25 protein-coding genes are annotated in these 24,381 nt (G+C 54.3%); 18 read left to right on the top strand and 7 right to left on the bottom strand.

Going from position 1 to position 24,381, the window contains the following annotated elements:
* Positions 1–38 precede the first annotated feature (38 nt).
* The 3 genes from DW151_RS01020 to DW151_RS01010 all read left to right on the top strand — a co-directional run bounded on the left by DW151_RS01020 (position 39) and on the right by DW151_RS01010 (position 3,142).
* Positions 39–899: an ABC transporter substrate-binding protein gene (locus tag DW151_RS01020; protein ID WP_118334060.1), complete on the top strand. Its 861-nt coding sequence runs from the start codon at positions 39–41 to the stop codon at positions 897–899.
* Positions 900–1,015: 116 nt separating this feature from the next.
* Positions 1,016–2,377 (top strand): amino acid ABC transporter permease, encoded by a 1,362-nt coding sequence (locus tag DW151_RS01015; RefSeq protein ID WP_233543275.1) that lies wholly within the window; start codon positions 1,016–1,018, stop codon positions 2,375–2,377.
* A 12-nt stretch (positions 2,378–2,389) separates the two neighbouring features.
* Complete coding sequence (locus DW151_RS01010) at positions 2,390–3,142, top strand: amino acid ABC transporter ATP-binding protein (RefSeq protein ID WP_055251428.1); 753 nt, start codon at positions 2,390–2,392, stop codon at positions 3,140–3,142.
* A gap of 116 nt (positions 3,143–3,258) precedes the next feature.
* Here the strand turns inward: DW151_RS01010 and DW151_RS01005 are convergent, their stop codons facing one another.
* Both DW151_RS01005 and DW151_RS01000 read right to left on the bottom strand, forming a co-directional pair.
* A complete protein-coding gene (locus tag DW151_RS01005; RefSeq protein ID WP_118334059.1) occupies positions 3,259–3,678 on the bottom strand; it encodes a flavodoxin in 420 nt (139 codons plus the stop codon).
* Positions 3,679–3,723: 45 nt separating this feature from the next.
* Complete coding sequence (locus DW151_RS01000; protein WP_118334057.1) at positions 3,724–4,428, bottom strand: DUF3793 family protein; 705 nt, start codon at positions 4,426–4,428, stop codon at positions 3,724–3,726.
* A gap of 174 nt (positions 4,429–4,602) precedes the next feature.
* Here DW151_RS01000 and DW151_RS00995 point away from each other — a divergent pair, with 174 nt between their 5' ends.
* Positions 4,603–4,986: a heavy-metal-associated domain-containing protein gene (locus DW151_RS00995; RefSeq protein WP_117583897.1), complete on the top strand. Its 384-nt coding sequence runs from the start codon at positions 4,603–4,605 to the stop codon at positions 4,984–4,986.
* Positions 4,987–5,012: 26 nt separating this feature from the next.
* On the opposite strand, the gene DW151_RS00990 is transcribed toward DW151_RS00995, so the two are convergent.
* Together DW151_RS00990 and DW151_RS00985 are read right to left on the bottom strand one after the other, a co-directional pair.
* Positions 5,013–5,438 (bottom strand): hypothetical protein, encoded by a 426-nt coding sequence (locus DW151_RS00990; RefSeq protein WP_233503836.1) that lies wholly within the window; start codon positions 5,436–5,438, stop codon positions 5,013–5,015.
* Positions 5,431–6,957 carry a DNA repair protein gene (locus DW151_RS00985; RefSeq protein ID WP_370448014.1) on the bottom strand — a complete coding sequence of 509 codons (1,527 nt, stop codon included), beginning with the start codon at positions 6,955–6,957 and terminating at the stop codon, positions 5,431–5,433. The genes DW151_RS00990 and DW151_RS00985 overlap by 8 nt, the downstream gene beginning before the upstream one ends.
* 201 nt (positions 6,958–7,158) lie before the next feature.
* Between DW151_RS00985 and DW151_RS00980 the strand changes: the two genes are divergently transcribed.
* The 5 genes from DW151_RS00980 (at position 7,159) to DW151_RS00960 (ending at position 12,302) form a co-directional block, all read left to right on the top strand.
* A complete protein-coding gene (locus DW151_RS00980; RefSeq protein ID WP_158551583.1) occupies positions 7,159–7,683 on the top strand; it encodes an iron-containing alcohol dehydrogenase in 525 nt (174 codons plus the stop codon).
* 199 nt (positions 7,684–7,882) lie between these two features.
* Positions 7,883–9,577, top strand: coding sequence for a glucose-6-phosphate isomerase (gene pgi, locus DW151_RS00975; protein ID WP_117564424.1), 1,695 nt, complete (start codon positions 7,883–7,885; stop codon positions 9,575–9,577).
* A gap of 236 nt (positions 9,578–9,813) precedes the next feature.
* Positions 9,814–10,656 carry a Cof-type HAD-IIB family hydrolase gene (locus tag DW151_RS00970; RefSeq protein WP_199579868.1) on the top strand — a complete coding sequence of 281 codons (843 nt, stop codon included), beginning with the start codon at positions 9,814–9,816 and terminating at the stop codon, positions 10,654–10,656.
* 63 nt (positions 10,657–10,719) lie between these two features.
* Positions 10,720–11,379 (top strand): HAD family hydrolase, encoded by a 660-nt coding sequence (locus DW151_RS00965; protein WP_370448013.1) that lies wholly within the window; start codon positions 10,720–10,722, stop codon positions 11,377–11,379.
* Positions 11,380–11,438: 59 nt separating this feature from the next.
* Positions 11,439–12,302, top strand: coding sequence for a PfkB family carbohydrate kinase (locus DW151_RS00960; protein WP_118334051.1), 864 nt, complete (start codon positions 11,439–11,441; stop codon positions 12,300–12,302).
* A gap of 279 nt (positions 12,303–12,581) precedes the next feature.
* On the opposite strand, the gene DW151_RS00955 is transcribed toward DW151_RS00960, so the two are convergent.
* Positions 12,582–13,364 (bottom strand): TatD family hydrolase, encoded by a 783-nt coding sequence (locus DW151_RS00955; RefSeq protein WP_118334050.1) that lies wholly within the window; start codon positions 13,362–13,364, stop codon positions 12,582–12,584.
* A gap of 14 nt (positions 13,365–13,378) precedes the next feature.
* Positions 13,379–14,176, bottom strand: a complete 798-nt coding sequence (locus tag DW151_RS00950; RefSeq protein ID WP_118334048.1) for a ThiF family adenylyltransferase — start codon at positions 14,174–14,176, stop codon at positions 13,379–13,381.
* A 179-nt stretch (positions 14,177–14,355) separates the two neighbouring features.
* Between DW151_RS00950 and DW151_RS00945 the strand changes: the two genes are divergently transcribed.
* The 4 genes from DW151_RS00945 to DW151_RS00930 all read left to right on the top strand — a co-directional run bounded on the left by DW151_RS00945 (position 14,356) and on the right by DW151_RS00930 (position 17,411).
* The gene (locus DW151_RS00945) at positions 14,356–14,634 is read left to right on the top strand and encodes an autorepressor SdpR family transcription factor (protein ID WP_022094448.1); all 279 of its coding nucleotides are present in this window, start codon (positions 14,356–14,358) and stop codon (positions 14,632–14,634) included.
* Positions 14,627–15,331 carry an SdpI family protein gene (locus DW151_RS00940; protein WP_117745883.1) on the top strand — a complete coding sequence of 235 codons (705 nt, stop codon included), beginning with the start codon at positions 14,627–14,629 and terminating at the stop codon, positions 15,329–15,331. The genes DW151_RS00945 and DW151_RS00940 overlap by 8 nt, the downstream gene beginning before the upstream one ends.
* A 344-nt stretch (positions 15,332–15,675) precedes the next feature.
* Positions 15,676–16,833, top strand: coding sequence for a site-specific integrase (locus DW151_RS00935; protein WP_118334046.1), 1,158 nt, complete (start codon positions 15,676–15,678; stop codon positions 16,831–16,833).
* A gap of 56 nt (positions 16,834–16,889) precedes the next feature.
* On the top strand, positions 16,890–17,411 hold the full coding sequence (locus tag DW151_RS00930; protein WP_147345496.1) for a hypothetical protein: 522 nt from the start codon (positions 16,890–16,892) through the stop codon (positions 17,409–17,411).
* A 10-nt stretch (positions 17,412–17,421) separates the two neighbouring features.
* On the opposite strand, the gene DW151_RS00925 is transcribed toward DW151_RS00930, so the two are convergent.
* A complete protein-coding gene (locus tag DW151_RS00925; protein WP_118334045.1) occupies positions 17,422–17,985 on the bottom strand; it encodes a recombinase family protein in 564 nt (187 codons plus the stop codon).
* Between the two features lie 268 nt (positions 17,986–18,253).
* On the opposite strand from DW151_RS00925, the gene DW151_RS00920 reads away from it, so the two are divergent.
* The 5 genes from DW151_RS00920 to ettA all read left to right on the top strand — a co-directional run bounded on the left by DW151_RS00920 (position 18,254) and on the right by ettA (position 24,300).
* Complete coding sequence (locus tag DW151_RS00920) at positions 18,254–18,559, top strand: hypothetical protein (protein WP_118334043.1); 306 nt, start codon at positions 18,254–18,256, stop codon at positions 18,557–18,559.
* Entirely contained in the window at positions 18,559–21,111 is a 2,553-nt protein-coding gene (locus tag DW151_RS00915) for a hypothetical protein (RefSeq protein WP_147351744.1), read from the top strand. The genes DW151_RS00920 and DW151_RS00915 overlap by 1 nt, the downstream gene beginning before the upstream one ends.
* A 120-nt stretch (positions 21,112–21,231) precedes the next feature.
* On the top strand, positions 21,232–21,642 hold the full coding sequence (locus DW151_RS00910) for a hypothetical protein (RefSeq protein WP_117855817.1): 411 nt from the start codon (positions 21,232–21,234) through the stop codon (positions 21,640–21,642).
* A gap of 242 nt (positions 21,643–21,884) precedes the next feature.
* A complete protein-coding gene (locus DW151_RS00905) occupies positions 21,885–22,448 on the top strand; it encodes a hypothetical protein (RefSeq protein ID WP_118334040.1) in 564 nt (187 codons plus the stop codon).
* A 172-nt stretch (positions 22,449–22,620) separates the two neighbouring features.
* On the top strand, positions 22,621–24,300 hold the full coding sequence (gene ettA / locus DW151_RS00900; protein ID WP_055251458.1) for an energy-dependent translational throttle protein EttA: 1,680 nt from the start codon (positions 22,621–22,623) through the stop codon (positions 24,298–24,300).
* Positions 24,301–24,381: the final 81 nt, after the last annotated feature.

Here is a 24,381-nt window from a genome sequence, read left to right as displayed (position 1 = left end):
CCTCTGAATCAAACGGGGTCACTGGAAGGAGACTGATTATGAAGCTCAAGAAGCTTGGCGCGTTTGCAGCCACGGGCGCCATGGCGCTCGCTCTTGCACTGACGGGCTGTGGTTCGTCCAACGCCACCTCTGGTTCCGATGCCGGTTCCAGCAGCTCTGACAACGCGAAGGTCGAGAAGGTCGACGGCTCCAAGGAGTATGCACTCGTCAAGGACGGTACGCTCACCGTCGGCACCTCTGCCGAGTACGCTCCGTTTGAGTACAAGGATGACAACGGCGATTATCAGGGCTTTGACCTTGAGCTCATCAAGGCTATCGGCGACAAGCTGGGCCTGGATGTCGAGTATGTCAACAATGACTTTGACACGCTGGTTCCGGGCGTCGCTTCGGGCGCCAAGTATGATGTTTCCATCGCGGCTATCACCGACACGCCCGAGCGTGAGAAGGAAGTCACTTTCTCTGATTCCTACTACATGGACGATCAGGCCATCGTGACCAAGGTCGATAACGCCGACATCACGGCTGACAACTACAGCGAGAAGCTCAACAACGCCGACGCTACCATCATCGTCCAGTCTGGCTCGACCGCCGAGGCCTTTGCCCAGGAGAACTTCCCCAAGGCCAAGATCGTCCCCTACAAGGATGCTACCGAGTGCTTCAGCGCCTTGCAGTCCGATAAGGGTGACGCCGTAGTCACCAACCGCTCCGTTGCCAGCCAGCTGACCGCCGAGCAGTTCAACACCTGCCAGACCATCAAGCAGATCAGCACCGGCGAGGAGTACGCCATCGCCATCAACCAGGGCAACACCAAGCTCAAGGACGACATCAACCAGGCCATCAAGGACCTGACCGACGACGGTACCGTTGACGCCCTCATGGCTAAGTACAGCATCAAGTAAATTAATGCTTGATTGCGTGCGGGCCCTTTCCGTTTTGCGGAGAGGGCCTTTGCGCTTCTCTCGACGGACCGCGTTTCCGTCTTGTTTTGCCGGCAACTTCTACGATAGGAGCCACCTTGTCTCGATTGAACAAAGGGGCCACGGAGCAGCGTTTTTCACTGTCCGCCTTGCTCCAAAAGCTAGCCTGCGTCATGGCCGTGGCGCTCGCGCTGGTGTGCGCGGGGGCATATGCGCCCACGACCGCCCAGGCGCTTGAGACCGCAAAGATTACCGCCCGACCCAACACCGGTTCGGGCAGCGCTGTGGTCGGCGGCACCGAGACGCGCATTACCTGGGAAGTTCAGGCCGATACCGACGAGGAGCTGAGCGGTCTTTCGCTGACGTTTGTCGACGGCGCGACGTTTGGTACCGATGACACGCGATTGACGATGCTCTCGGGCGAGGACCTCATGGACCGTACGCCCATGAAGCCCACGTGCAAGGCCGATGGCCAGACGCTCAAGATCGACTTTGGCGAGACGGCGCCTGCCGGCGGCTTTTTCCGTGTCGAGGTTTACGGCGTGACGTTCCCCGTCGAGGGCGGCGACGAGGCCTTTAGCGGAACCTACATCTTGGCTGACGGCTCGACCAAGAAGATCTCCAAGATTCCGTCGGTGGAGATCAAGGGCGTGACGGCATTCGATAACTTCCTGGCCGACCTTAAGGAGCAGCCGTGGATCGAGGCATGGAATTCCAACATGTTCCTTCGCCTGTTCCTGAACCCGGTCATTTTGGTCCAGAGCCTGCCGATCGTCTTCAAAGGCTTCCTCATGTCGCTCTCGATCGTGCTCGTGGCGTTTCCGCTGGCAATTCCCTTCGGTTTCGCCCTGTCGCTCATGCGCATCTCCAAGTCGCGCATCCTGCGTTGCCTTGCCGGTATCTATGTGAATATCATTCGCGGTACGCCGGCGTTCCTGCAGATCTACATCGCGTTCTTTGGCCTGCCGCTGGCCGGCGTCAAGGTTGACGACTATGTGCTGGGCGTCATCGTCATGGCCATGAACTCGTCCGCCTACCTGTGCGAGATCTTCCGTGCCGGTATTCAGTCGATCCCCAAGGGCCAGAACGAGGCTGCGCGCTCGCTGGGCATGAACGCCTTCCAGACACTGCTCTACGTTATGATTCCGCAGACGTTCCGCAATGTCCTGCCAACGTTGACCAGTGAGTTCATCCTGCTTTACAAGGATACGTCGCTGCTCGCGGCCGTGGGCGTGGTCGAGATCGTCATGAACGCCCGCACCATCGTGGCCACGACGGGCTCTATTACACCGTACGTGGTTGCCGCCCTGTTCTATCTGGTCATCACCCTGCCGCTCGCTCGCTTGGTGAGCGGCCTTGAGGCGAGGCTTTTGGGCACGGCCGAAACTAAGAAGAAGCGTCCCGCCAAGAGCGCCGGACAGGTCGTCGCGACGCCCGCCGATCACATCGCCGGTCTGTAAGGAGGTCCTATCATGAGCGAAACCAATAACTCGAACGAGGTCGTCGTCAGCATCAAGAACCTCCAGAAGGCCTTTGGCGATAACGTGGTCCTGCGCGATATCGATCTGGATGTGCACAAGGGCGAGGTTGTCGTAGTTCTGGGTCCCTCGGGCTCGGGTAAGTCGACGATGCTTCGCTGCATCAACCGTCTTGAGCATCCCACGAGTGGCTCGATTGTCGTTGAGGGTGTGGACGTGTGCGCCAAGGGCGTCGATCTTAACAAGGTGCGCACGCATCTGGGTATGGTGTTCCAGCAGTTCAATTTGTTCCCGCACCTCTCAGTCAAAAAGAACGTCATGCTCGCGCAGCAGAAGGTGCTCAAGCGCAGCAAGGAAGAGGCCGAGAAAATTGCCGTCGAGGAGCTGACCAAGGTCGGTCTTGCCGAGCGTATCGACTTTATGCCGAGCCAGCTCTCGGGCGGTCAGCAGCAGCGCGTTGCCATCGCCCGCGCCCTGTCGATGAACCCGCACGTCATGCTCTTTGACGAGGCCACCTCGGCGCTCGACCCCGAGCTCGTGCGCGACGTCCTGGGTGTCATGCGCGACCTGGCACGCGACGGCATGACCATGATCGTCGTGACGCACGAGATGGGCTTTGCCCGCGATGTCGCCGACCGCGTCGTCTTTATGGACGGCGGCGTCATTGTGGAAGAGGGTACGCCGAGCGAGGTCTTCGACCACCCCAAGAGCGAGCGCACCAAGGCGTTCTTGGGAAATATCTCGTAGCCGGTTGATGTAACTGCCGTTACAAAAGAGCGGGGGCTGGACTTGAATCCAGCCCCCGCTCTTTTGTAGGGATGGGGATGCGCTGTGATACAGGCTCTTTTGGAGGCCTGGTTTCGTTACGCGAGCTCGGCTCCGAGGGCCTTGCAGGCCACCTCGCCCTCATCGTCGGGCGCATCGTAGCAAATGACGGAGTCCACGACGTTGACGCCGGCCTCGTCGGCGTCGGCCTTCCAGTTGTCCATCCACTCGCCCTCGGCCCACGAATAGGAGCCAAAGAGGACGACCTTCTTGTCGCCGAGGGTCTCCTTGACCTCGTCCCACATGGGCTGAAACTCGTCATACTCAAGCTCCTCGGAGCCCATGGCGGGGCAGCCGAAGGCGAAGGCATCATATTCGGCGGCCTTGTCGGCAGAGAAGTCGGCGCAGGGGATGACCTCAGTCTCGGCCCCCGCGGACGTGGCGCTTTCGGCGACGAGGTTTGCCATGGCCTCGGTATTGCCCGTGCCGCTCCAGTAGACGACGGCGATCTTGCTCATGTTTTGTCCTTTCGGTCGTGCGGCGCTTGCCGCGGCTTGTACGTTCTATCGGGTTGCCTGGGCAAGTTGCGCCAGGCTGCAGCCCTGCTGATAGATAAAAGTGAAGTATTGGGTGCAGGCACGGTAGGCATCAAACGTCGCAAGCGCCTGCTCGACATTTGCGTAGACCTTCCAGGCCCCAAAGACCTTGTAGTTCTCGCCGCGCTGGACGATAAATTCGTGCACGTCGTCGTAGGGATATCCAAGGAAGTAGCCTATTTCGTGCGGAAACTCGCAGGTGCAGTCTTTGCTGCAGCTAGCTTGCTGGGGTAGTGCGCATCGAGTCTGGCTGCAGGCGCATTCCGCGACGTTATTGCTCGCGAGCGTGATGCGTGATGCCAAATGCACAAGGCATGCCGAAAGGTCTCTCGTGTCGTAGCCTTCCGAGGTGAGCGCCGTTTGGACGCGAGGGTCTGCGAAATAGGTGGCGAGGCTTTTGGCTCGGTACGCGTACACGAGCGCTCCGCAGGGCCGCCAGACCAAAACACTCAGGTGGATGCCGAGCGGGTCAAGCTCGCGATTGCACTGGGCGATAACGTTGAGCAGGCGTGCTCGGCGTTCTGCAATGGTTTCGGTTGTGGTCGAGCCGTCCCCGTGGGCGTAGGTGCCTGGATAGGTAAAGAGCGATGCCGGCTTGATGCCCGCGAGCGTGGGAGAGCAGTTGCGCACGACTGCCGCCTGAAACGTTGGGATGTCTATGGTTCGAGTCACGGCGCTCCTTACGGATCTAAACTGTTAGCCTAGGAAAACTTATACACGAAAGTAAGCCATGGTCAACAAAAAAGTTTGAAGAGGGAAACTAATTGACCGAACAGACATGATTTTGGGTTAAGATGGGGGCACCCCATGGGGGTATCTAGATAGTGCTACTTGAAAGGGGAGCGCATGAGTGACTTGCTCAACCCTGCGAATCTCATCGTGCTGGCCGTCATTGCCGTCGGCATGTTTTTTGGACTGCGTCGCATTGCCGCTTCGACACACGGGAAGAGTTGCTGCAGCGATGGTACGAGCGGCAAGAAGGCCAAAAAGGTTGTTGTGGTGGATACCGATGCGTCACACTATCCCTATAGCGATGAGCTGCTCATCGGCGGCATGAACTGTGACGGCTGCGCTCAGAACGTAGCCAATGCCCTCAATGCGCTGGATGGCGTGTGGGCAACGGTGACGTATGCGGACCACACGGCACGCGTGCGCTCTAAGCAGCCGGTTGATCGTGGTGTCCTCGAGACGGCCGTGAAAGACGCGGGCTACTACGTCATGACGCTGTAAGCGCCGCCCTGGATGCGCTTCCTTGGCTAGGCTCGTCCGCGCAGTTCGATGTCTTGGATGTCGTCGAAGTCGATGGCGATGTCTCGGAGCTTGAGGAGCTTGAAGGCGGGGAGCGCCTCGTCGAGGATGCCGGTGCGGCTGCGATAGCCGTATGTATCGTAATAGGTGACACGAACCAAGTCGCCACGTTTGAGACCCTCGAGCTTTTTAGAAAGTACGAGGGCTTTTTCTTCCGTGAGCTCACGTTTTGACTCGACGGTGATTTCCTGCTTGCGCACGAGTTCGTAGTATCCCGTGAGGGCGGCAAAGGGCATAAACTGTGCGGCGCGGTTGGCGCGCACGGCACCGTTGGCAGTGAGGTTGGGGTCGGCGGCGCGGCGTCTGCCCTCGGGGTCCGCCAGGCGCTCGAAGGCGGTCGGCGGGCGCACGGGCTGCTGCTTGGGTTTAGGCACGATGTCCTCCAACTTGGCCGTTGCGTTCGCGCGCGGTGGCGCCGGCGGTAAAGCTTAATCCCTTGACGAGCGCGTTCTTGCCGTACTTGCCTTTCACGGCCAGGACGGCGCGCGCCAGGTCGCGCTCGCGCTCATCGGCCTCGATATCGCTGAACAGATCGATGGTGGCAAATTCCTCGGGCACAAGATTGCCAAATCCCAGGTTGATGCGCTTGACCGGTCGTTTGGGATCGACCGTTTGTGCCCAAAGGTCATCGAAATACCCCATGATTTTCTTAAACGAATTAGTGCGCTCGGGCAGCTTTCGCGAGGCGTTGGAGTGCGCAAAGAGTGCGGCATAGCCACCACGCGGTTTGCCGCCATGCTCTCCCACAAAGATGCCATCGATTGCCTGCGCTTCGCGCACCAGGCGACGCCTTTCGTCATCGCGCTGGACGGGCTTGGGAGCACGGGGCGCGAGCTCGGGGCCGTCGGTCGCTGCGGGCTCGATGCCCGAGGTGCTCGAGCGCAAGTGTCCGCAGCCGTCTATATACTGCGCCGTGCCGCTGGCGTTGAGCCGGCGTATGTCGGCGCGCTCGCTCGCGTAGCCCACAAAGAGCGAGATGCTGTCGCAGACCACGTGCTTATCGACTAGATCCAACACGGCGTTGTCGACCATTTCGCGCAAGACGGTGTAGGCCTGCTCGTAGGCATAGCCCTTCGAGAGCACCTGTCCTGTGGTGGTCGAGGTCGCTTGCGGGCGATAGGCTTGGATATCGGCGATGGTTGTCGGCTCGCGCCCGAAGGCGTGGTCGATGAGATATTCGGCGTTGACGCCGAGTTCGTCGTAGAGCAGGTTCTCGTCGAGTGCGGCGACGCCCATCAGGTCGTAGACGCCGTATTTCTCGAGACGGGCCGCCACGCCGGGGCCGATGCCCCAGATGTCGGTGATGGGGCGATGGGGCCAGATCTCCTTGCGAAAGATCTCGTCGTCGAGTACGCCAATGCGGCTGGCTACGTGCTTGGCGGTGATGTCGAGCGCCACCTTGGCCTGGAATAGGTTGGGGCCGATACCGACCGTCGCCGTGATGCCGGTGCGCCCCAAGACCTCGTCGCGCAACATGCAGGCGAACCCTTCGGCATCGGTGTGATAAAGGTCCAGATAGGGCGTCACGTCGATAAAGCATTCGTCGATGGAGTAGACGTGAATGTCTTGCGGACTCACGTATTCCAGATAGATGCCGTAGATTTTCGCCGACACCTCCATGTAGTGCTGCATGCGCGGTACGGCCTTGATGCAGTCGATGCCGTCGGGAATCTCGAACAGACGGCAGCGGTTGTGTATCCCGAGGTCCTTCATAGCCTGTGTGATGGCGAGGCAGATGGTCGTGCGCCCGCGCGATTCGTCGGCAACGACCAGGCACGTAGTGAGTGGGTCGAGTCCGCGGTCGACGCACTCGACACTGGCGTAAAACGTCTTAAGGTCGATGCAGATATAGGTGTGACGCTCGTGCCCCACGCGCCCTCCCATCAAACACATGTTCTTATCGAATACCTGTTCGATAATACCTGCTCGACCGGACACCGTCAAAACCTGCCCCTTTTTGGCAGGTATGGTCGTGCGGTTGCATCGGGTTTTTAACGCAGCTCTAAAGAGCGCGAAACAGCTCGGAAAACCTCGCTTCGTAGCATGAGCCTAACGATTGATACCGCCTATACGCACGGAAGGGTTGTGGGGATAATGGTCAACTATGGGTTTGGTATGCCGACGCGCTTGGTTGCGGATGGGGATGTGGCTCGCTGGTGCGGGCGATTGGTTGCCCACTATGGCGGCACCAAGGCACTGGTCGTGCTGGGAGGCGACAAGCACACGCGTGATGAGCTCGTTTCGGCGGCGCTGGGCTCGCTCGATCGCGCCCTGCTCGAGCGCGTGCTTTTCCGCTGCGGTTTGGTCGGGGGCGACGGGGGAGACGAGCTGATCGACGAAGCCGTGGCCTTGGCGACCGACGAAGGCGTGGACTTTGTCCTGGCGATCGGCGATGCCGATACGGCCGGCTTTGCGCGCGAGCTCGCCCGTCGTATGGAGGCGCTCGATGCCGGTGAGGACGGCTTTGTGCCTTATGGATGCATCGTCTCCGAGGGAAAAGTGCCCGCCGTTGTGGGTGCCGGCGAGGTTCCCGTTTTCGCCATCATCGCGCCCGAACTGCTGGAGGGCATCGGGTCTCCTCTGCGTGAGTTACTCGGTAGCGTCTGCGCCGCGGCCTAATATTTGCCATAAAGGGATAGGTCATTTTTGATTGGTAAAGCGTTTGACCTGCCAAAATAAACCTGTCCCTTTTTGGTCGGTTGCCGTTTGGGGGCCGATTGGCAACGCTCGCTGATTATAGTCTTGACCTGCGCTAGAATAGTGGCATCTGAATGTCCGGGCGCATGGAGGCGTGTGCCCGTATGCTGAGGAGGACTCTATGGCAACTGTTGCCGCACCTATCGATGCTACGTCGACTGCCGCTTGGAAGGCGCTCGAGGCCCATCAGGAGAAGCTCGAGGCCGAGGGTATCGACCTCAAGGCCTGGTTCGCCGCCGATGCCGAGCGCGTGAACAAGCTGAGCTTTGACGCCGGTGACCTGCACTTCGACCTGTCCAAGAACCTGGTGACCGATGAGACCGTCAAGCTGCTGTGCGATCTTGCCCGCGAGGTGAAGCTCGAGGAGCGCCGCGACGCCATGTTCTCCGGCGAGCACATCAACACCACCGAGGACCGCGCCGTCCTGCATACCGCGCTGCGCCGTCCGGCAAGCGAGAAGGGCCAGCTTATCGTCGACGGCCAGGACGTCGTCGCCGACGTGCACGAGGTCCTCGATCGCATGTATGCCTTCGCCGAGCGCGTGCGCTCCGGTGAGTGGAAGGGCGTTACCGGCAAAAAGATCGAGCACCTGGTGTCCATCGGCATCGGCGGCTCCGATCTGGGCCCGGTCATGGCTTACGAGGCCCTGCGTCCCTATGCCGACGCCGGTATCGATTGCCGCTATATCTCCAACATCGATCCCAACGACCAGGCCGAGAAGCTCAAGGGTCTGGATCCCGAGACCACGCTCGTGATTATCGTCTCCAAGACCTTCACCACGCTCGAGACCCTCACCAACGCCCGCGAGGTCAAGACCTGGATGCTCGAGCAGCTCAAGGCTCAGGGCGCCATCGATGGCTCCGATGAGCAGAACGCCGAGGCCGTGGCAAAGCACTTCGTTGCCGTTTCCACCGCGCTCGAAAAGGTCGAGGCCTTCGGTATCGACCCCGCCAACGCCTTCGGTTTTTGGAACTGGGTCGGCGGCCGCTATTCCGTCGACTCCGCCGTGGGTCTGTCGCTGATCGTCGTGCTCGGCCCCGAGCGCTTCCAGCAGTTCCTCGAGGGCTTCCACGCCATCGACGAGTACTTCTGCAACACGCCGCTCGAGAACAACGCCGTCGCGCTGATGGGTCTGCTCAACGTCTGGTACGTCAACTTCTTCGGTTCCAAGAGCCACGCCGTGCTGCCGTACTGCCAGTACCTGCATCGTTTCCCGGCCTACCTGCAGCAGCTCACCATGGAGTCCAACGGCAAGCATGTCCGCTGGGACGGCAGCGCCGTGACCTCCGACACCGGTGAGATCTTCTGGGGCGAGCCCGGCACCAACGGCCAGCACGCCTTCTACCAGCTGCTGCACCAGGGCACCGTGGTGGTTCCGGCCGATTTCATCGCCTTCGCCAATACCGCCAACCCTGCGACCGACAGCGGCCAGGACGTGCACGAGCTGTTCCTGGGCAACTTCCTGGCCCAGACCAAGGCACTCGCCTTTGGCAAGACAGCCGACGAGGTTCGTGCCGAGGGCACGCCCGAACAGATCGTCCCGGCTCGTTGCTTTGAGGGCAACCGCCCGACGACCTCGATCTTCGGTGACACGCTGACCCCGTTCGCGCTTGGCGAGCTCATCGCCCTGTACGAGCACATTACGTTTGTCGAGGGCACGGTCTGGGGCATCGACTCCTACGACCAGTGGGGCGTCGAGCTGGGCAAGCAGCTTGCCAAGCAGATCACCCCGGCCTTCCACGACGACGCCGCCAAGGCCGAGCAGGACGCTTCGACCCAGGCGCTCATCGAGTTCTATCGCGCTCATCGCAAGTAGTCTTTACGGCTGAGTTGGCTTATGGCTGAAAGGGGCCCGTATCCGTTGGGATACGGGCCCCTTGCTATTTGGATAGGATGGAATGTATCGGGAGGCGCCTCGACGGGCATCGCAATCGTCGAAGGCGCGCCGTTCATGTTTGGGACAATATGACATTTTTCCCGTTGCAAACAGCGCCGCCGTGGGTGTTCTGTATGATGGCTCAGACAAGGTTGTTCAATGACGGGGAGGCATATATGGCAATCAAAGCCATCGCAATGGATATCGACGGTACGCTCACCAACGACCAAAAGGTCATCAGCCCGCGTACGCGCGAGACGCTGCTCGCGGCGCAGGAGTTGGGCATTAAGCTCATCTTGGCTTCGGGCCGTCCCGCATGGGGGCTGCACGCCTTGGCGCAGGAGCTCGACCTTCAGAACCATGATGGTTTACTGGTGGCCTTTAACGGCGCGCATGTGGTCGACGCTCAGACCGATGAGGTGCTGTTCGATCAGGCTATGCCTGCCGACGAATTGCATCGCCTGATTGATCACCTGCAAAACTATGATGTGATCCCCATGATCTCGCTTGGTCGCAATCTGCATGTTGAGGATTCGTACCGCTGTATGATTACGCTGCCGGATGGCTCGCAGAAAAACATCGTCAAATACGAGCGCGATGCGTGCGACCTTAAGATCCGTGAGGTCGAGAGCTTGCATGAGGTCGTGGACACTTATCCCGTGGATAAGCTGCTGACGGCGGGCGATCCAGCCTACCTGCAGGCGCATTACGAGGAGATGTATGCGCCCTTTAAGCAGACGCTTTCGGGCATGTTTACGGCCGACTGGTACTTTGAGTACACGGCGCCCGGTATCGACAAGGCCCACGCGCTCGAGGGTGCCCTGCCCAAGCTCGGCATCGATGCCAGCGAGGTCGTTTCGTTTGGCGACGGCCAGAATGACAAGTCCATGATTGAGTGGGCGGGTACCGGTGTTGCCATGGGTAACGCCGTCGACGAGGTCAAGGCTGTGGCGCAGATGGTGACCGCCAACAACAACGAAGATGGCATTGCGGTGGCACTTGACCAGCTGCTGGGTTAGAATCGCCGATAGTGCATGGTTCGGGCGTCCGCTTGCGGGCGCCTTTTTGTTAGGGAGGGTGCCGTGTCCGCATTTCCGTTCGACGCCGTTATCTTTGACATGGATGGCGTCATCGTCGATACCGAGTATTACTACCTGGGGGAGACCGCCGCGTTTGCCAAGGAGCTTGGGCTGAATCTAACCCAAGAGGAGCTAAACGGGCAGGTTGGCACCTCACATCAGTTCTTCCTGCATATGCTGGTCGATTGGTTTGAGCGCGCCGGTAGGGGGCATTTCACTGGCGAGGAAGCGTTGGCCCGTTGGGACGAGTGGGCGCATAAGCGCCCGCGCGACTATCAGGCTTTGATTAACCCAGGCGCCGTGGATACGATTCGAGAGCTGCCGCGCCGCGGCGTTCGCGTGGCGCTTGCCAGCTCGTCTCCCATGGATAGCATCGAGGAAGTGCTCAACGCATGCGGGCTGTCGGATGCCTTTGAGTATGTGGTGAGCGGCGAGCAGTTTAAGGAGAGCAAGCCCGAGCCCGACATCTACCTGCATGCGCTGGACCTGCTGGGGCTGCCCGCGAATCGCTGCTGCTGCGTTGAGGATTCGGTGCCTGGCATCACTGCCGGCAAGCGAGCCGGCCTGACAGTCATTGCCAAGCGCGAGGAGCGCTTTGGCTTTAGCCAGGATGCCGCGGACAAGATTATCGACCAGCTGCCGGAGCTACTGGAACTCGCGTAGATCCTGGGCGGTACTGCTGTCACAACAGTGGTTCCGTTGGCATAAGAGAGGGGCGCGCTATGGCATTTAACGTGAGCGCACTGGGGTTTGGCGACAACGTCGTCGACCGCTACGAGCATATTCGCACGATGTATCCGGGTGGCAATGCGGTGAACTTTGCCGTGTATGCCAAGAAATGCGGTGCCGCGCGCTCCGCGTATATGGGCATCTTTGGTAATGACGCTGCTGCCGAGCACGTGATTGCGAGTCTTGAAGATGAGGACGTTGAACTTGCCAAATGCAAGCAGCTCATCGGTGAGAATGGTGCTGCGCGCGTGACCGTCGTTAACGGCGACCGTGTTTTCCTTGGCTCCAATGAGGGTGGCATCCGTGGTGATGCTCGCTATGTGCTCGATCGCTTTGACCTTGCGTACATGAAGCAGTTCGACGTAGTCCACTCGGGCAACTATTGCTTTACCGAGCGCGAACTTCCCAAGTTGAAGGCCGCGGGCGTCACGGTTTCGTTTGACTTCTCGGACGATTCGACCGACGAGTACTACGAGCAGATTGCTCCCTACGTTGACTTCGCGTTCTTTAGCGCAGCAGACGCCGCGAGTGAGGATGAGATTCGCGAGCGTCTGGCATGGGTGAGGAGCCTAGGTCCGCGTTTCGTATCGGCAACGGCTGGCGCTGAGGGCTGCATTGCCTATGATGGCGATCGTTATTACCGCCAACTGGCTAAGCCGGTAACGGATATGAAGGACACCATGGGTGCGGGCGACTCATTCCTGACTTCGTTCCTGATGTGCTATCTCGATGCTGTCAAGCGTGGCAACGATGACGCTAATGCCATTGAGCGCGCGCTCGACTTTGCGGCGGGGTTTGCCTCGACTGTATGCGGCATGGAAGGCTCCTGGGGCCATGGAGCGCCGATTTCCGAATAGGTGAGCAGTCCCGGGAAGTCGAATCGTTGTCTTCTCGGGACCCTGTGGGCAAAAAATGCCAAATATGAGTACTGTCACTATTTTAGTAACAGCAAAATTAAGCCTTTGAGGCCCTAGTTGAGCGCCCGGGGGCGATTTAAGCTTGTTTTTTACGGCTTAAGACATACTAAAACACCCCGTTAATGAACGACTGTACATTAACGGGGTGTTGTTTTGTCGCTAAATAATGATACTAGCTTTGCAACAGTACTCATATTTGATGTTTTTTGCCCACCGGGGTCAGTGGAAGTCAAATATGGAGTGCGAATTTCCTAAAACGATCGATTCGACGCTCTCCACGGAGCGGTTTTTAAGTTCGGCGATGTGCCGGGAGACGCTTTTCAACGATGTGATGAGCTGCTGTGCGCTTGTATCTGCTTGCGGCTGGGCTGGCGCATCAGTCTCGAGCAGCAGGCGGTCGAGTGGGATCTGTCGGGCGTATTCACGACCGCGCTTGGTAGCGAGCATCCGCTCGTTCACGGAAAAATAGCAGCCTGCGTTTCGCGCACGGACGAACTCGTTCGAGGTGCCGCTAAACCAGTGGAAGATGATGGCGGGGGAGTTGGGACTTGGGGTGAGTAATCCATATGACTCAAGGACGTCCAGTACGGTTCCTGCCGAACGAACGGTGTGAATTGATATCACTCGCCCGGTAAGAGGATGCTGCGCGAGTGTATCGCAGAGCCGGTCAAATGCCTGTATTTGTAGCGGCTCGCTTCCGGCAAAGCGCGCGGAAAAGTCGAGTCCCACCTCGCCGATAAAGCGCTCTTGTGCGGCGACCTTGCAAAGCAGATTGATTTCGGCGGCACCGCATCGTCCGTCGGCGAGCCACCAGGGATGGAGGCCGGCGCCCGCGATAATGTTTGGGTATCGGCTGGCCCGCTTTTTTGCTGCCGCGAAGTCGCGTGGATCGACCCCGCAGTCAAAGAGCCCCAGACCCGATGCCGCTGACTCACTGGCTGCAGCATCGGGGTTGAGCATCAAATCAAGGTGACAATGCGTGTCAAAGAATCGCGGTTCCATCGCAGGGCATCCTGCTAGTCCAAGCGCTGGCCATCGGCGCGCACGCGCTCGGTGCCGCGCCCGCTGATCTGGCGGATAACCTCGCCGGCAATCATCTGACCCATGATGGGCGGCATAAAGCTGGCGGTGCCCAACTCGGTACGCTCGTGGATGTTGGAAGGGTCGCGGGGCTGTGTCTTAACCGATTCCTCGCAGCTAAACAACACGTACAGGCTCTTGATTCCGCGCTTCTTACATTCTTTGCGCATAATGCGGCTCATGGGGTCACGTACCGTATCGAAAATGTCGGCAAAGCGGAGGCACTCGGGATGGAGTTTGTTGGCCCCGCCCATGGAGCTAACCAAACGAATGCCGCGGTCCTGAGCATATTTGGCAATGGTGAGCTTGGCCGAGATGGTGTCGATGGCGTCGACGACGTAGTCGAGCTTGCCGTCCATCTGCTCCAAAACGCTCGCGAAGAAATCATCGATGTTGTCGCTCAGCAAGTATTCAGTTCGCTTGATGACGGTGGCGGCGGGATTGATGTCGTGGATCATGGTTTCCATCACGTCAACCTTGCGCTTGCCGACAGTGCTGTGAAAGGCGATGGCCTGGCGATTGATATTGCTGGGCGCGATGATGTCCTTATCCAGAATGATGAAATGACCGATGCCGCCGCGGGCGAGTGCCTCGCAGCAGTTGGAGCCCACGCCTCCGCAGCCGAGCACCAGCACCGTAGCATCGGCGAGCTTATCGAGTGCCTCGCGGCCCATGATGATCTCGAGCTTGGTGTCGCGTGTCTCGTTGGCGGCTGCGGCAGCGGTTTCGGTCATAGACATCCTCCGATGGGGAAGCGAATCGTGTTTTAGCTATTGCCATTATAGGTAATCGCCCATAGGTTGCGACGGCGCTTACTTTGATGTGGTTTGAAGCATTGAGATTAGATAGTTAGACAAACATCTAAATATCGAGTATAGTGTGCGCGTCATGAGAGATGATGAGAGGAGGTCTTATGCCGGGAGAGGGTTTTAAGGCGCTTGCCGATCCAACGCGACGGCGCATTTTGGAGTTGCTGCGCGAGGGCAATTGCACGGCGGGGGAGCTTGCCGAGCATTTCGATATCAGTAAGCCGTCGCTAAGCCATCACTTGGCGACGCTCAAAAATGCCGGGTTGGTGACCGACGAGCGCCATGGCCAAAACATCGTATACAGCTTAAACACCACCGTCATGCAGGATTTAATAGGCTGGTTTATGGGCTTTACAAACACTGAAGGTGATAAGGATGAATAACGAAAACAAGGGCATTCACCCCACGGGGGTATCGTCGCGCGTGTGGATTGCGCTGGTCGCTCTGTGCGTCGCCAATGTCGTAGCGCATCTCATGGTGATGCCGAGCTTGCCTGCGCAGATTCCCACGCACTGGGGCGCGAACGGCGCCGTCGACGGTTGGGGTCCTAGCTGGATGGCCTCCGCGCTCGGCGTGCTGCCTCTGGCGCTTCTCGCAATGTTCTGCGTGGTGCCGCGCATCGACCCCAAAGGTGAGGCATATCGAACCTCGGGTAAGTTCTACCAGGGCTTCGTAATCGCCTTCACCTTGTTCATGTGCGCCATAAGCTGGCTGGGAGAGCTTACGGTCTGGGGCGTGGTGCCGGCGGTCGGTTCGGTTAACGTGCTGATTTCCGGTGTTGTCGGTTTGCTGTTCATCGGCGTAGGCAACTACTTGCCGCGTGTGAAGCAGAACTATACGCTCGGTATCAAGACACCCTGGGCGCTTGCCGATCCCGAGAACTGGCGCCGTACGCAGCGTTTTGGCGGCGCCTGCTTTATGGTGCTGGGTATTGGCCTGATTGTGATGGGCGTGGCAGGCAGCGTGCTTTCGAGTGAAGTCGTCGCCGCGGTGATTGCGGCTCTGGCGTTTGGTTCGGTTGGAGCCGTCTACGTCTACTCGTATCTGTTGTGGCGCAAATCGCAGCGAGCCGCTCGTTAAGGTTGCGGAAAACTAGCGTACGCAGTTCATAGTATGTTCCGGGGGACTTTTCCCAGGTAGTATTAGGGGGTGTGGGCAACCATGCCCCTTTTTCGTTACGTTTCAGAGCTGGTTCCCTCATTTCGTTTCCACTAAGGCGAATCAAGAATAGGGAAACAGCAGGTAGAAAGGATAAAACAGGCAAATGGCGGAGTTTATCTACCAGATGATGCCTATATAAAAACGCAGGTAGATAGCTTAAAAATTTTGCCTTCAGACATTTCCGCAGGTAATTTTTTCTACTAAATTTTCTACTCTTGTTAAAATGGAAGAGAAAGAAATCAGAGGGAGAAGAGGCCTCGGAAATGTTCTACACGTCTTGCGGTATTGATAAAAAGACTTCAAAAGGATGGCGTGGCTACCTTCTTTACAAAGATGAAGAGGGTAAGGCCAAAAAGAAATACAAGACGTTCAATACCAAATACAATCGAGACGCTAAGAAACTAGTGAACGAATGGCGCGATTATGAGGAAGAGCTAAGTAAGCGAGACATTCAATACACCACGGTTGAGAAGGCCATTCGTGATTACGTTGAAGGTCAATATGCTCTTGGGCAAATTGACACGGTCACTTACCAAAGAAATATCAGACAAGGCGAATATGCGATATTCCCCTACATAGGAGAAGAGAGCTTCTATGAGATTACGTCTGAAACCTTACAAAATTGGATTAATGCTTTAGCAAAACGATATGCCATGAGTTCAGTTCAGGGCTTCTACGCAATTTTCAACAAAGCGTATAAATCCGCATTTCATCAAGGCAAGATAGTTAAAGATGCTAGAGCTGGTTTGATTATGCCAAGAAATACTAGTAAGCATAAAATCGCTTATCTCGATAGCGAAGGTCTTAATAAGCTCTATTCGCTAATTGACGGTGGCGAGATAATAGGCGCTAGGAATAATAACCTCTATATTCCTATCTGCCTTGCGCTATACGGTGGTTTGCGTGCTGGTGAGGTATGTGCTTTAAGGTGGAATGATATTAATCTAGCGACAAACAATATCTATATCACTAAAGCAGAGAAGCAGATTAAAGATAAAGAAGGCAAAAATGTAGTAGTTGAAGGCGATACAAAGACCTATTCAAAAAGAACAGTACCAATGATGCCGCAGCTTAGAGATGCTCTGATAGCTGAGCAAAGACAGAGTAGACCAAACGAAAAGGACTATGTTTGTCATTGGAGAAATCCTAGGTATTTGGGCAGTGCTTTTCAAAAATGGTCAAGCCGCAATAAGCTAGATAGCGTCTTGGGAAAACCAATTACGTTTCATGGCCTTCGGCACACTTTCGCTACCCTTGGCGTTAAAAGCAAGATGGATATTAAATCGTTAGCATCTATCCTTGGTCATAAAGATGCGGCAATGACGCTGAACATCTACGCAAGCGATGATGAACAGGCCAAGCAGATTAATATTCAGAACTTGGGTAATCTGTTTGCGGAAAAACAGGATAGTGATTTCTAATGCAGCTGAGTGAGCTTTGGGATTACCAATCTAAGGTAATTCAATACAAGGAGTACATGAAAAATAAGATTTCATTAGAAGAAAAGTTTAACCCTGAGATGCTATTTTCGGCTGAAGAGGGTGCTTACATAGAGTTAAACAGGCTTCAAAAGCAAATGAACAGGGATGGAGGACAGGAGCCAAGCACAGGTGATTTGCTGTGTGTCGTAGAAGCGGAGACGCTTATTGAAATTGATAAAGGTCTACTTCTAAACGATGTAGAAAACTACTTAGGGCCGCAATTCTTTTTTTGGAATCGGATTCTAGACAGAATTGAAGGAGAATCCTACGTAGAGTTCTTCCATTTAGTTATCGTTCCAGCCTTTACGTTCCTGCTCTTAGAGATTCCAGAGTATATGCCAAATTTCTTCGATGAATCCAATTGTCTAGGCGATAGGGAGTGGGCAACGGAGTGCCTTACTTACGCCTATCAACTGTTGAATACTCAAGATAAAGAGCGAATTGAGGTAAGAGACAGGTTTCGCGAACAACTGTGGACAGATGATTACGCTAGGAATCTATTCAAATATATTCAATAGCCATAGAGGTCTAGTTTTCCCTAGATGCCTCAATAGCCCTATAGACAGTGGCCCTACTCAAACCGACAGCCGCACAGATTTCTGCAATGGACATTTCGCCTTTGCGATAAAGCTCTACCGCACGCTCCTTTGCGGCATTGCTTGCCTTGGGCCTACCCATCTTCTTACCTGCTGCCTTAGCAGCCTCATAACCCTCGCGCTGGGTTTCCCTGATTATTTCACGCTGGAATTGCGCTACAGCGGCACTAACGGTAAAGAAAAAACGACCTTGCGGCGTAGAGGTATCAATCTGTTCCTTGATTGAGTAGAGGTTTACGCCCTCAACCTCAAATCTGTTAGACAAATCGAGAAGCTGCTTAGTGGAACGTGCCAACCTATCGAAAGATAGGATAACGACAGTATCACCTTTGCGGAGTCGCGAGAGCATATCGTCTAGAGCTGGACGCTCTGCTTTTGCTCCTGAGATTTTATCGCAAAAGATGTTCTTGTCCTCAACGCCTGCCTTGTGTAAGGCTTCAATCTGCCTATCAAGATTCTGCTCGATAGTGGAAACTCTAGCGTATCCAAATTTCATTTTGCTAATCTCCCGTCTGGATAACGTCTCAATAATTCAAATTATAGAATATTGAGATACTAAATAAAGAGACGAGTTTTGAGAATTTTATTAGCAGGTATTTTAACGTTCTCTTAGTGTCTCAATGCGCTGTATCAAAAAGTATGCTGCTGAGACGGTGCTAAAGCGTTAGAACATTTTTCTAAAACGTGGGCAAAAATCTGTAATTCGTACAGTCTTTTTTTCAAATAGAGATAGAGGAAATCATTTCTATTGAAAGGAGACTGTTATGGCAAAAGATACGAAAGTAACCATTCGTATTTCTGAGGAAAAGAAAAAGCTCTGGGAAGATTACTGCGATGCTTATGGAAAGGGTTTAACGCTCACAGGTCTAATTGAATTAGCTGTAGACGATAGAGTAACTAACGTAATTGAGTTCAAAGATAGGGCCGCAGGGACGGGTCTTTACTGGATTCTTAAACCTAATGGTGAATATCGCAAGCAATACGATTCAAGAGTTGAGCGTTTAGGCCGCATGGAAATTGAACGTCTGAATACTCATAAGCAGAAAATCTTAAACGGCATTTACGACTAGTGCTGTTCTGCTATTCGGTAGATGCACTTAGTAAAAAGCCAATCAATCCCAGTCCGTATCAAAGGAAAGAGAACTATCGACAAGACGATTTATCAATTGAAGATATAGCTAGACTTTGCGGCACTGGGCATTGTTGGCGTGCTGGTATCTACGATTTGAATAATGGCACGTTCAAGAAGAAAGACGCTCGGGGCGCACAGCTGATAGCGCTTGATTTTGATAAGGTCGAGACAAGTCCATACAACGTAATAGAATACGCGGCGAACGTTGGTCTACCTGTTTCATTCTGGTATCCGAGCTTTTCAATGAATCCCGAAACTCTGAAAAAAGAAGCAAAAAGTGCGGATTCCACCTGTGTACTTATAAGTAATCTATTAAGTAGACAGGTGCAAAACGGCGATTTTGGGTCTAAAAACGGAACGTATAAGGATAGATGGAATTACCGCATTGTCTGGTGTCTAAAGCGTCAAATCAGCCCACGTGAATACGAATGCGTCTACAAAGCGCTCCTAGGTCTGTTTGGAAAATTCAGCCCTGATAGAGCCACAAAAGACTGCTCAAGGCTCTGGTACGGGGGCAAGCTGGGCTATGAAGTAGTTAACCAAGAACCACTTGAAATGGCCTTAATTGGGCGCATTATGGCCTTAGATAAGGTTTCCTCTGGTACTGAGCCGAATAAGGCAATGAAGCAAAAGAAGAACTTCATACCTGAGTATGCGGATATGCCAACGCCTGATGCCGTGCTGGTCAATGAGGGATGGTACCGCAAACTTCAGGGCCGTTGTAAGTTATGGGATAGATGGACTAAGGGCGATTACCTCGATTACAACGAACGCCTTGCACTATTCAGCAACCTTCGATTCCTTAGATACAGCGACAAGAATAGGTTTGTCCTTCAGGATGTTTTAAAGTTCTTCGTTCCCGAGACGTATGAAGGTCATACCTGCGATGAAGGACAGATTAGGCAGAAATTCAGAGATAGCAGTCTAAAGCCTTGTCCGATTGTCAAAGGGCCTTTAGGCGTATCGCAAACAATCCCAGAGTTTCTTTCTCAAAACATAGATATTCCAATAGTTCCCAATCTAAGCAAGGTTCCCTTAGAGAACTTAGATAAGTGGATGGACGAACATGTACCGCAGTTTCTAGATGATAGAGAAGCTGGTATTAAGATTCTTAAGTCACAAACAGCTTCGGGAAAGACCGAACGAATAATCAACTCTCTTCTTACTAAGGTTGAACTTGAAAAGACCAAGGTGATTTATGCGGCACCCAAGCATTCAAATCTAGAAGAGGTCGAGACGCGCTTATTTAACAAGGCAACCTTTAATCAGATAGCACTGATTCATCGTTGTCCGCAAAAAGAGATAACTCAATCTGATTTACTCTATCTGCAATTAGGACTACCCGCAAAAACAAGAAGTGCCAAGAGAAAAGGCTTCATAGATAAGTTGTTCAGCCCCGATGAAAAGGGGCTGTTTCTATTAACTCACAGTCTGCTAACAAATCTAAGTAACTTGGATGCGGATTTGATTATCGTAGACGAAGAGATTGATTCGAGTTTAATCAAAGAGACGAAACTAGGTCTTACCAATCTAGCAACGACAATTCCCTTTCTAGACCTACAAACATCTCAAGAACTTACTAACTTCATCAATGATGTTAAAGATAGAAAGCGTGACGAAGGTTTAGCCATTGACCTAACCATCTTACGAGAGAAAGTAGCGCCGCAAGTAGAAGAGCGGTTAGATAGTTACATTCAGTCAACTCAAACAAGCTCAATAGCAGTCGGTCTATTTGAGTGTTACAAGACAGACGGTAGGCTGTCGAAAGACAATGCTGGAAATAACTGTGTGCGAATGGTTCGTAAAAGTACGTTAATTGGCGATGCCAAGTTAAACGGTATTCCCGTTAGGGTGTTCACGGCAACGCCTTTAAGCAAGCGAACTGAAATGTACTACGGAGTAGAGATTGAGGTCATTGAAGCGCCGCTTGCAGAAAATAAGGGCAAGATTGTGCAGTTCTGCGGCCTTAGCGGTGCTAGAGGGATGCACAATGACAACTTTCCCAAAATTGCTCAGTACATAAAGGAAAAGTTGCCGCAGGAAGTAATAGACAAATCAATTCTGATTACCTTCAAGGGCAGTAAAGAGGAAGTTGATTTTTGGCAGAGCCAAGGATTCAACGTGGCTGAGAACAAAGGGAATCAAATACACCTGCTAAACAATAGCGGTCTAGATTGTTTTAAGGGTAAATCGCTAATAATCGCGGGTAAGTCCGATTTGCCTCAACAAGCCTATCAGGATTACTACGATGATTGCCATGAATCGCCGCAGGAACTTACGAGACAGAATCAGGTTATAGAGCTTAACGGCGTGCGGCAATCTCTATATCTCTTTGAGGATGAAGAGATGCGTAAGCTACAACTTCAAAACATCCAATCTAATACAGAACAGTCCGCAGGACGCGCTAGGGCGTTACGCGAAGAAGGTGCAACGGTCTATCTCTTTAGCAATCTGGTAATTAGGGATGCGGATGAAGTTATAGATAGGTAGAGAATAGGGGCGGGGTGTGTTACGGGATTCTCCAAAAGGGTTTGATTAAATACCGTCCACCCGCTCAACTTACCGACCAAAAGCAATTATTGAATTTCCGAAAAACGAATAGAGGTATCTATGAATGTAACTAAGTGTTATGCCCTTTGGTATACGGGTGATGGTATGCACAGAGTGCTGAATGCCGCAAAGCAAGAAGCCGTGATTACAGACGCTTACAACCTGCTAGGGAATGGAACAGTAACAGGTAAGCAAATGGCTGAGCGGCTTCTAGATAATCTAGAGTTCGACACCAAACAGCAAGAGCGTTACGCAATACAAATGCGTGATAAAGGCACTCTAGAAGCAACAAAGGCAACCAGCAGAGAGATAGACAAAGTTCACAGGCTTCTAGGTGATGAAATTCGTAGTAAATGGGATAAGCCCATGATTAGCAATGAGAAGCTAGAAAACGCCTTGTTCCTAGATGCAATACAAGATGAACTTCCAGACATTAAAAGAATGATACCGATTGAATTGAAGTGCGGTTAAAAATGGTTACATGTCTGCAGTTAGCCTAGGCATTAGTTGCAGCGTAAATATATTTAAGTAAATATTCAATCGAATTCTGTTATTCGGACTATTGGTAAGTGCGTTTAGCATTTTCTTGCACTTCGACAAGAATCCTTCTTCGCTTCATGATTAGAGTTTTACGACCTTTACTGTTCTCTTAATTCGGAAACAAGTCTATTATTTGCTGTAAGGATTAGTCATTTTGCTTGAAAGGTCGAATTATGGCTGTCGCAAAGGAAAAGAAGCCTAAAAAGCCAGAGATTAAGTATCAAGCTACGATTCATAAGAAATATGCCGAGTTTATTGATAAAGAGGCCAAGGCAGAAGCTATTGAGGCTCTTGAAGGCCTTAAAAAGACTCACCCTAATGTCCCGCTTGTTTTTAAGCCCAGTCCTTTGGCTGAAGTACTAACCAAGACCAATCGCGAAATTTGCAAAGCACTGTTTGTTGACTCTGAAGAATCGAGCGCCTTTAGTTTCAACAAGCCGCGCTCTAAGACTGTTGAACAGACCGTTAGGGCAAATCTGATTGCTTATAACAATGCTAAGACCGCTCTTAAAGAAGAGGCTTTCGATGATTACAAGTATGTCTACAAAACTATCGTAGATGCCCTCGAAGTCTATTTCTCCATTGCCGCAGAAAGTGCGTTGAGGGAATACTTTACGGGCTACGCTGAGTTTGCCGATAACCTTACAAAAGAGGAAGAGCAGAAACAGGCCGAAAGAGTTGCGAAGAAGCGCAAGACTGAGGAAGAGAAGAAACAGGGCAAGGATGCGGAGAAGTAGCGTAAGGCTCTTCGGCTGAATTTATAGGGCAATGCGGCCCTGTATTATGGGGGTGCGGGAAACCGCATCCCCTTCTTTTTGTAGAAGTTCATTTGAACTTTTTTCTACAAAACGTTTCTACTGTTTATGTACACGATAGCGTTTTCGCAGGTGAGAAAGGTAAAATAGGACAATGGCAGAGTTTATCTACCAGATGTATCAGGCTCGTAAGGCCCATGGCGACAAGGTGATTCTTGACGACGTGACCCTGAGCTTCTACCCCGGTGCCAAGATCGGCGTCGTGGGCCCCAACGGCATGGGTAAGTCGACCCTGCTCAAGATCATGGCCGGTATCGAGGAGGTCTCCAACGGCGATGCCAGGCTTACCCCTGGCTACACCGTGGGCATCCTGCAGCAGGAGCCGCCGCTCGACGATGACAAGACCGTCATCGAGAACGTGCGCATGGCGTTTGGCGATATGATTGCCAAGGTCGATCGCTTCAACAAGATCGGCGAGGAGATGTGCGACCCGGATTGCGACATGGACGCCCTCATGGCCGAGATGGGAAAGCTCCAGGACGAGATCGACGCCGCCGACGGCTGGGATATCGATTCCAAGCTCGGCCAGGCCATGGACGCCCTGCAACTGCCCGATTCCGACATGCCGGTCAACGTGCTTTCCGGCGGCGAGCGCCGCCGCGTGGCCCTGTGCAAGCTGCTGCTCGAGGCTCCCGACCTGCTGCTGCTCGACGAGCCCACGAACCACCTGGACGCTGAGTCGATCCTGTGGCTCGAGCACTTCCTGCACAACTACCAGGGCGCGGTGCTTGCCGTCACGCACGATCGCTACTTCTTGGATAACGTTGCCGAGTGGATCTGCGAGGTCGACCGCGGTCACCTTTATCCCTACAAGGGCAACTACTCCACGTATCTGGAGACCAAGGCCGCCCGTATCGAGGCTCAGGGTAACCGCGATGCCAAGCTCGCCAAGCGCATGGAGGCCGAGCTCGAGTGGGTACGCAGCTCACCCAAGGCTCGCCAGGCAAAGAACAAGGCCCGTCTGGCTCGCTACGAGGAGATGGAGGCCGAGGCCCGCGCAAGCCAGAAGCTTGACTGGACCGACATCCGCATCCCTGTGGGCCCGCGTCTGGGCAACAAGGTGCTCGAGGCCCATCATCTGCACAAGGAGTTCGATGGTCGCGTGCTCATCGATGACCTATCGTTCACCCTGCCGCGCAACGGCATCGTGGGCGTGATCGGTCCCAACGGCGTGGGCAAGACTACGCTCTTCAAGACTATCGTTGGCCTGGAGCCGCTGACTTCGGGCGAGCTCGAGGTGGGCGAGACCGTCAAGATCTCCTATGTCGACCAGAACCGTTCCGGCATCGACCCCGATAAGAACCTGTGGGAGGTCGTCTCGGACGGCCTGGACCACATGATGGTCGGCGAGACCGAGGTTCCGAGCCGTGCTTATGTGGCGAGCTTTGGCTTTAAGGGCCAGGACCAGCAGAAGCGCGCTGGCGTACTCTCCGGTGGCGAGCGCAACCGTCTGAACCTGGCACTCACGCTCAAGCAGGGCGGCAACCTGCTGCTCCTCGACGAGCCCACGAACGACCTCGATGTCGAGACGCTGTCCTCGCTCGAGGCGGCGCTGCTCGAGTTCCCGGGCTGCTCGGTGGTCATTAGCCACGACCGTATGTTCCTGGACCGCGTCGCCACGCACATTCTGGCGTGGGAGGGCACCGACGAGAATCCGGGCAACTGGTATTGGTTCGAGGGCAACTTTGAGGCCTACCAGGCCAACCGCATCGAGCGCCTGGGCGAGGACGCAGCCCAGCCGCATCGTATTCACCGCAAGCTCACGCGCGACTAGTAGCAAGTAGAAAGGCCGCCAGCAAGGGCGGCCTTTCTTGTAGCAATTGCACTGCAGCTATGCCCTGGCTGCTGGTTTGAT

This window comes from Collinsella sp. AM13-34, assembly GCF_003473055.1.
Taxonomy (GTDB): domain Bacteria; phylum Actinomycetota; class Coriobacteriia; order Coriobacteriales; family Coriobacteriaceae; genus Collinsella.
The sequence above is the reverse complement of the archived record's forward strand: the minus strand, read 5'-3'. Positions and strand labels throughout refer to the sequence as shown.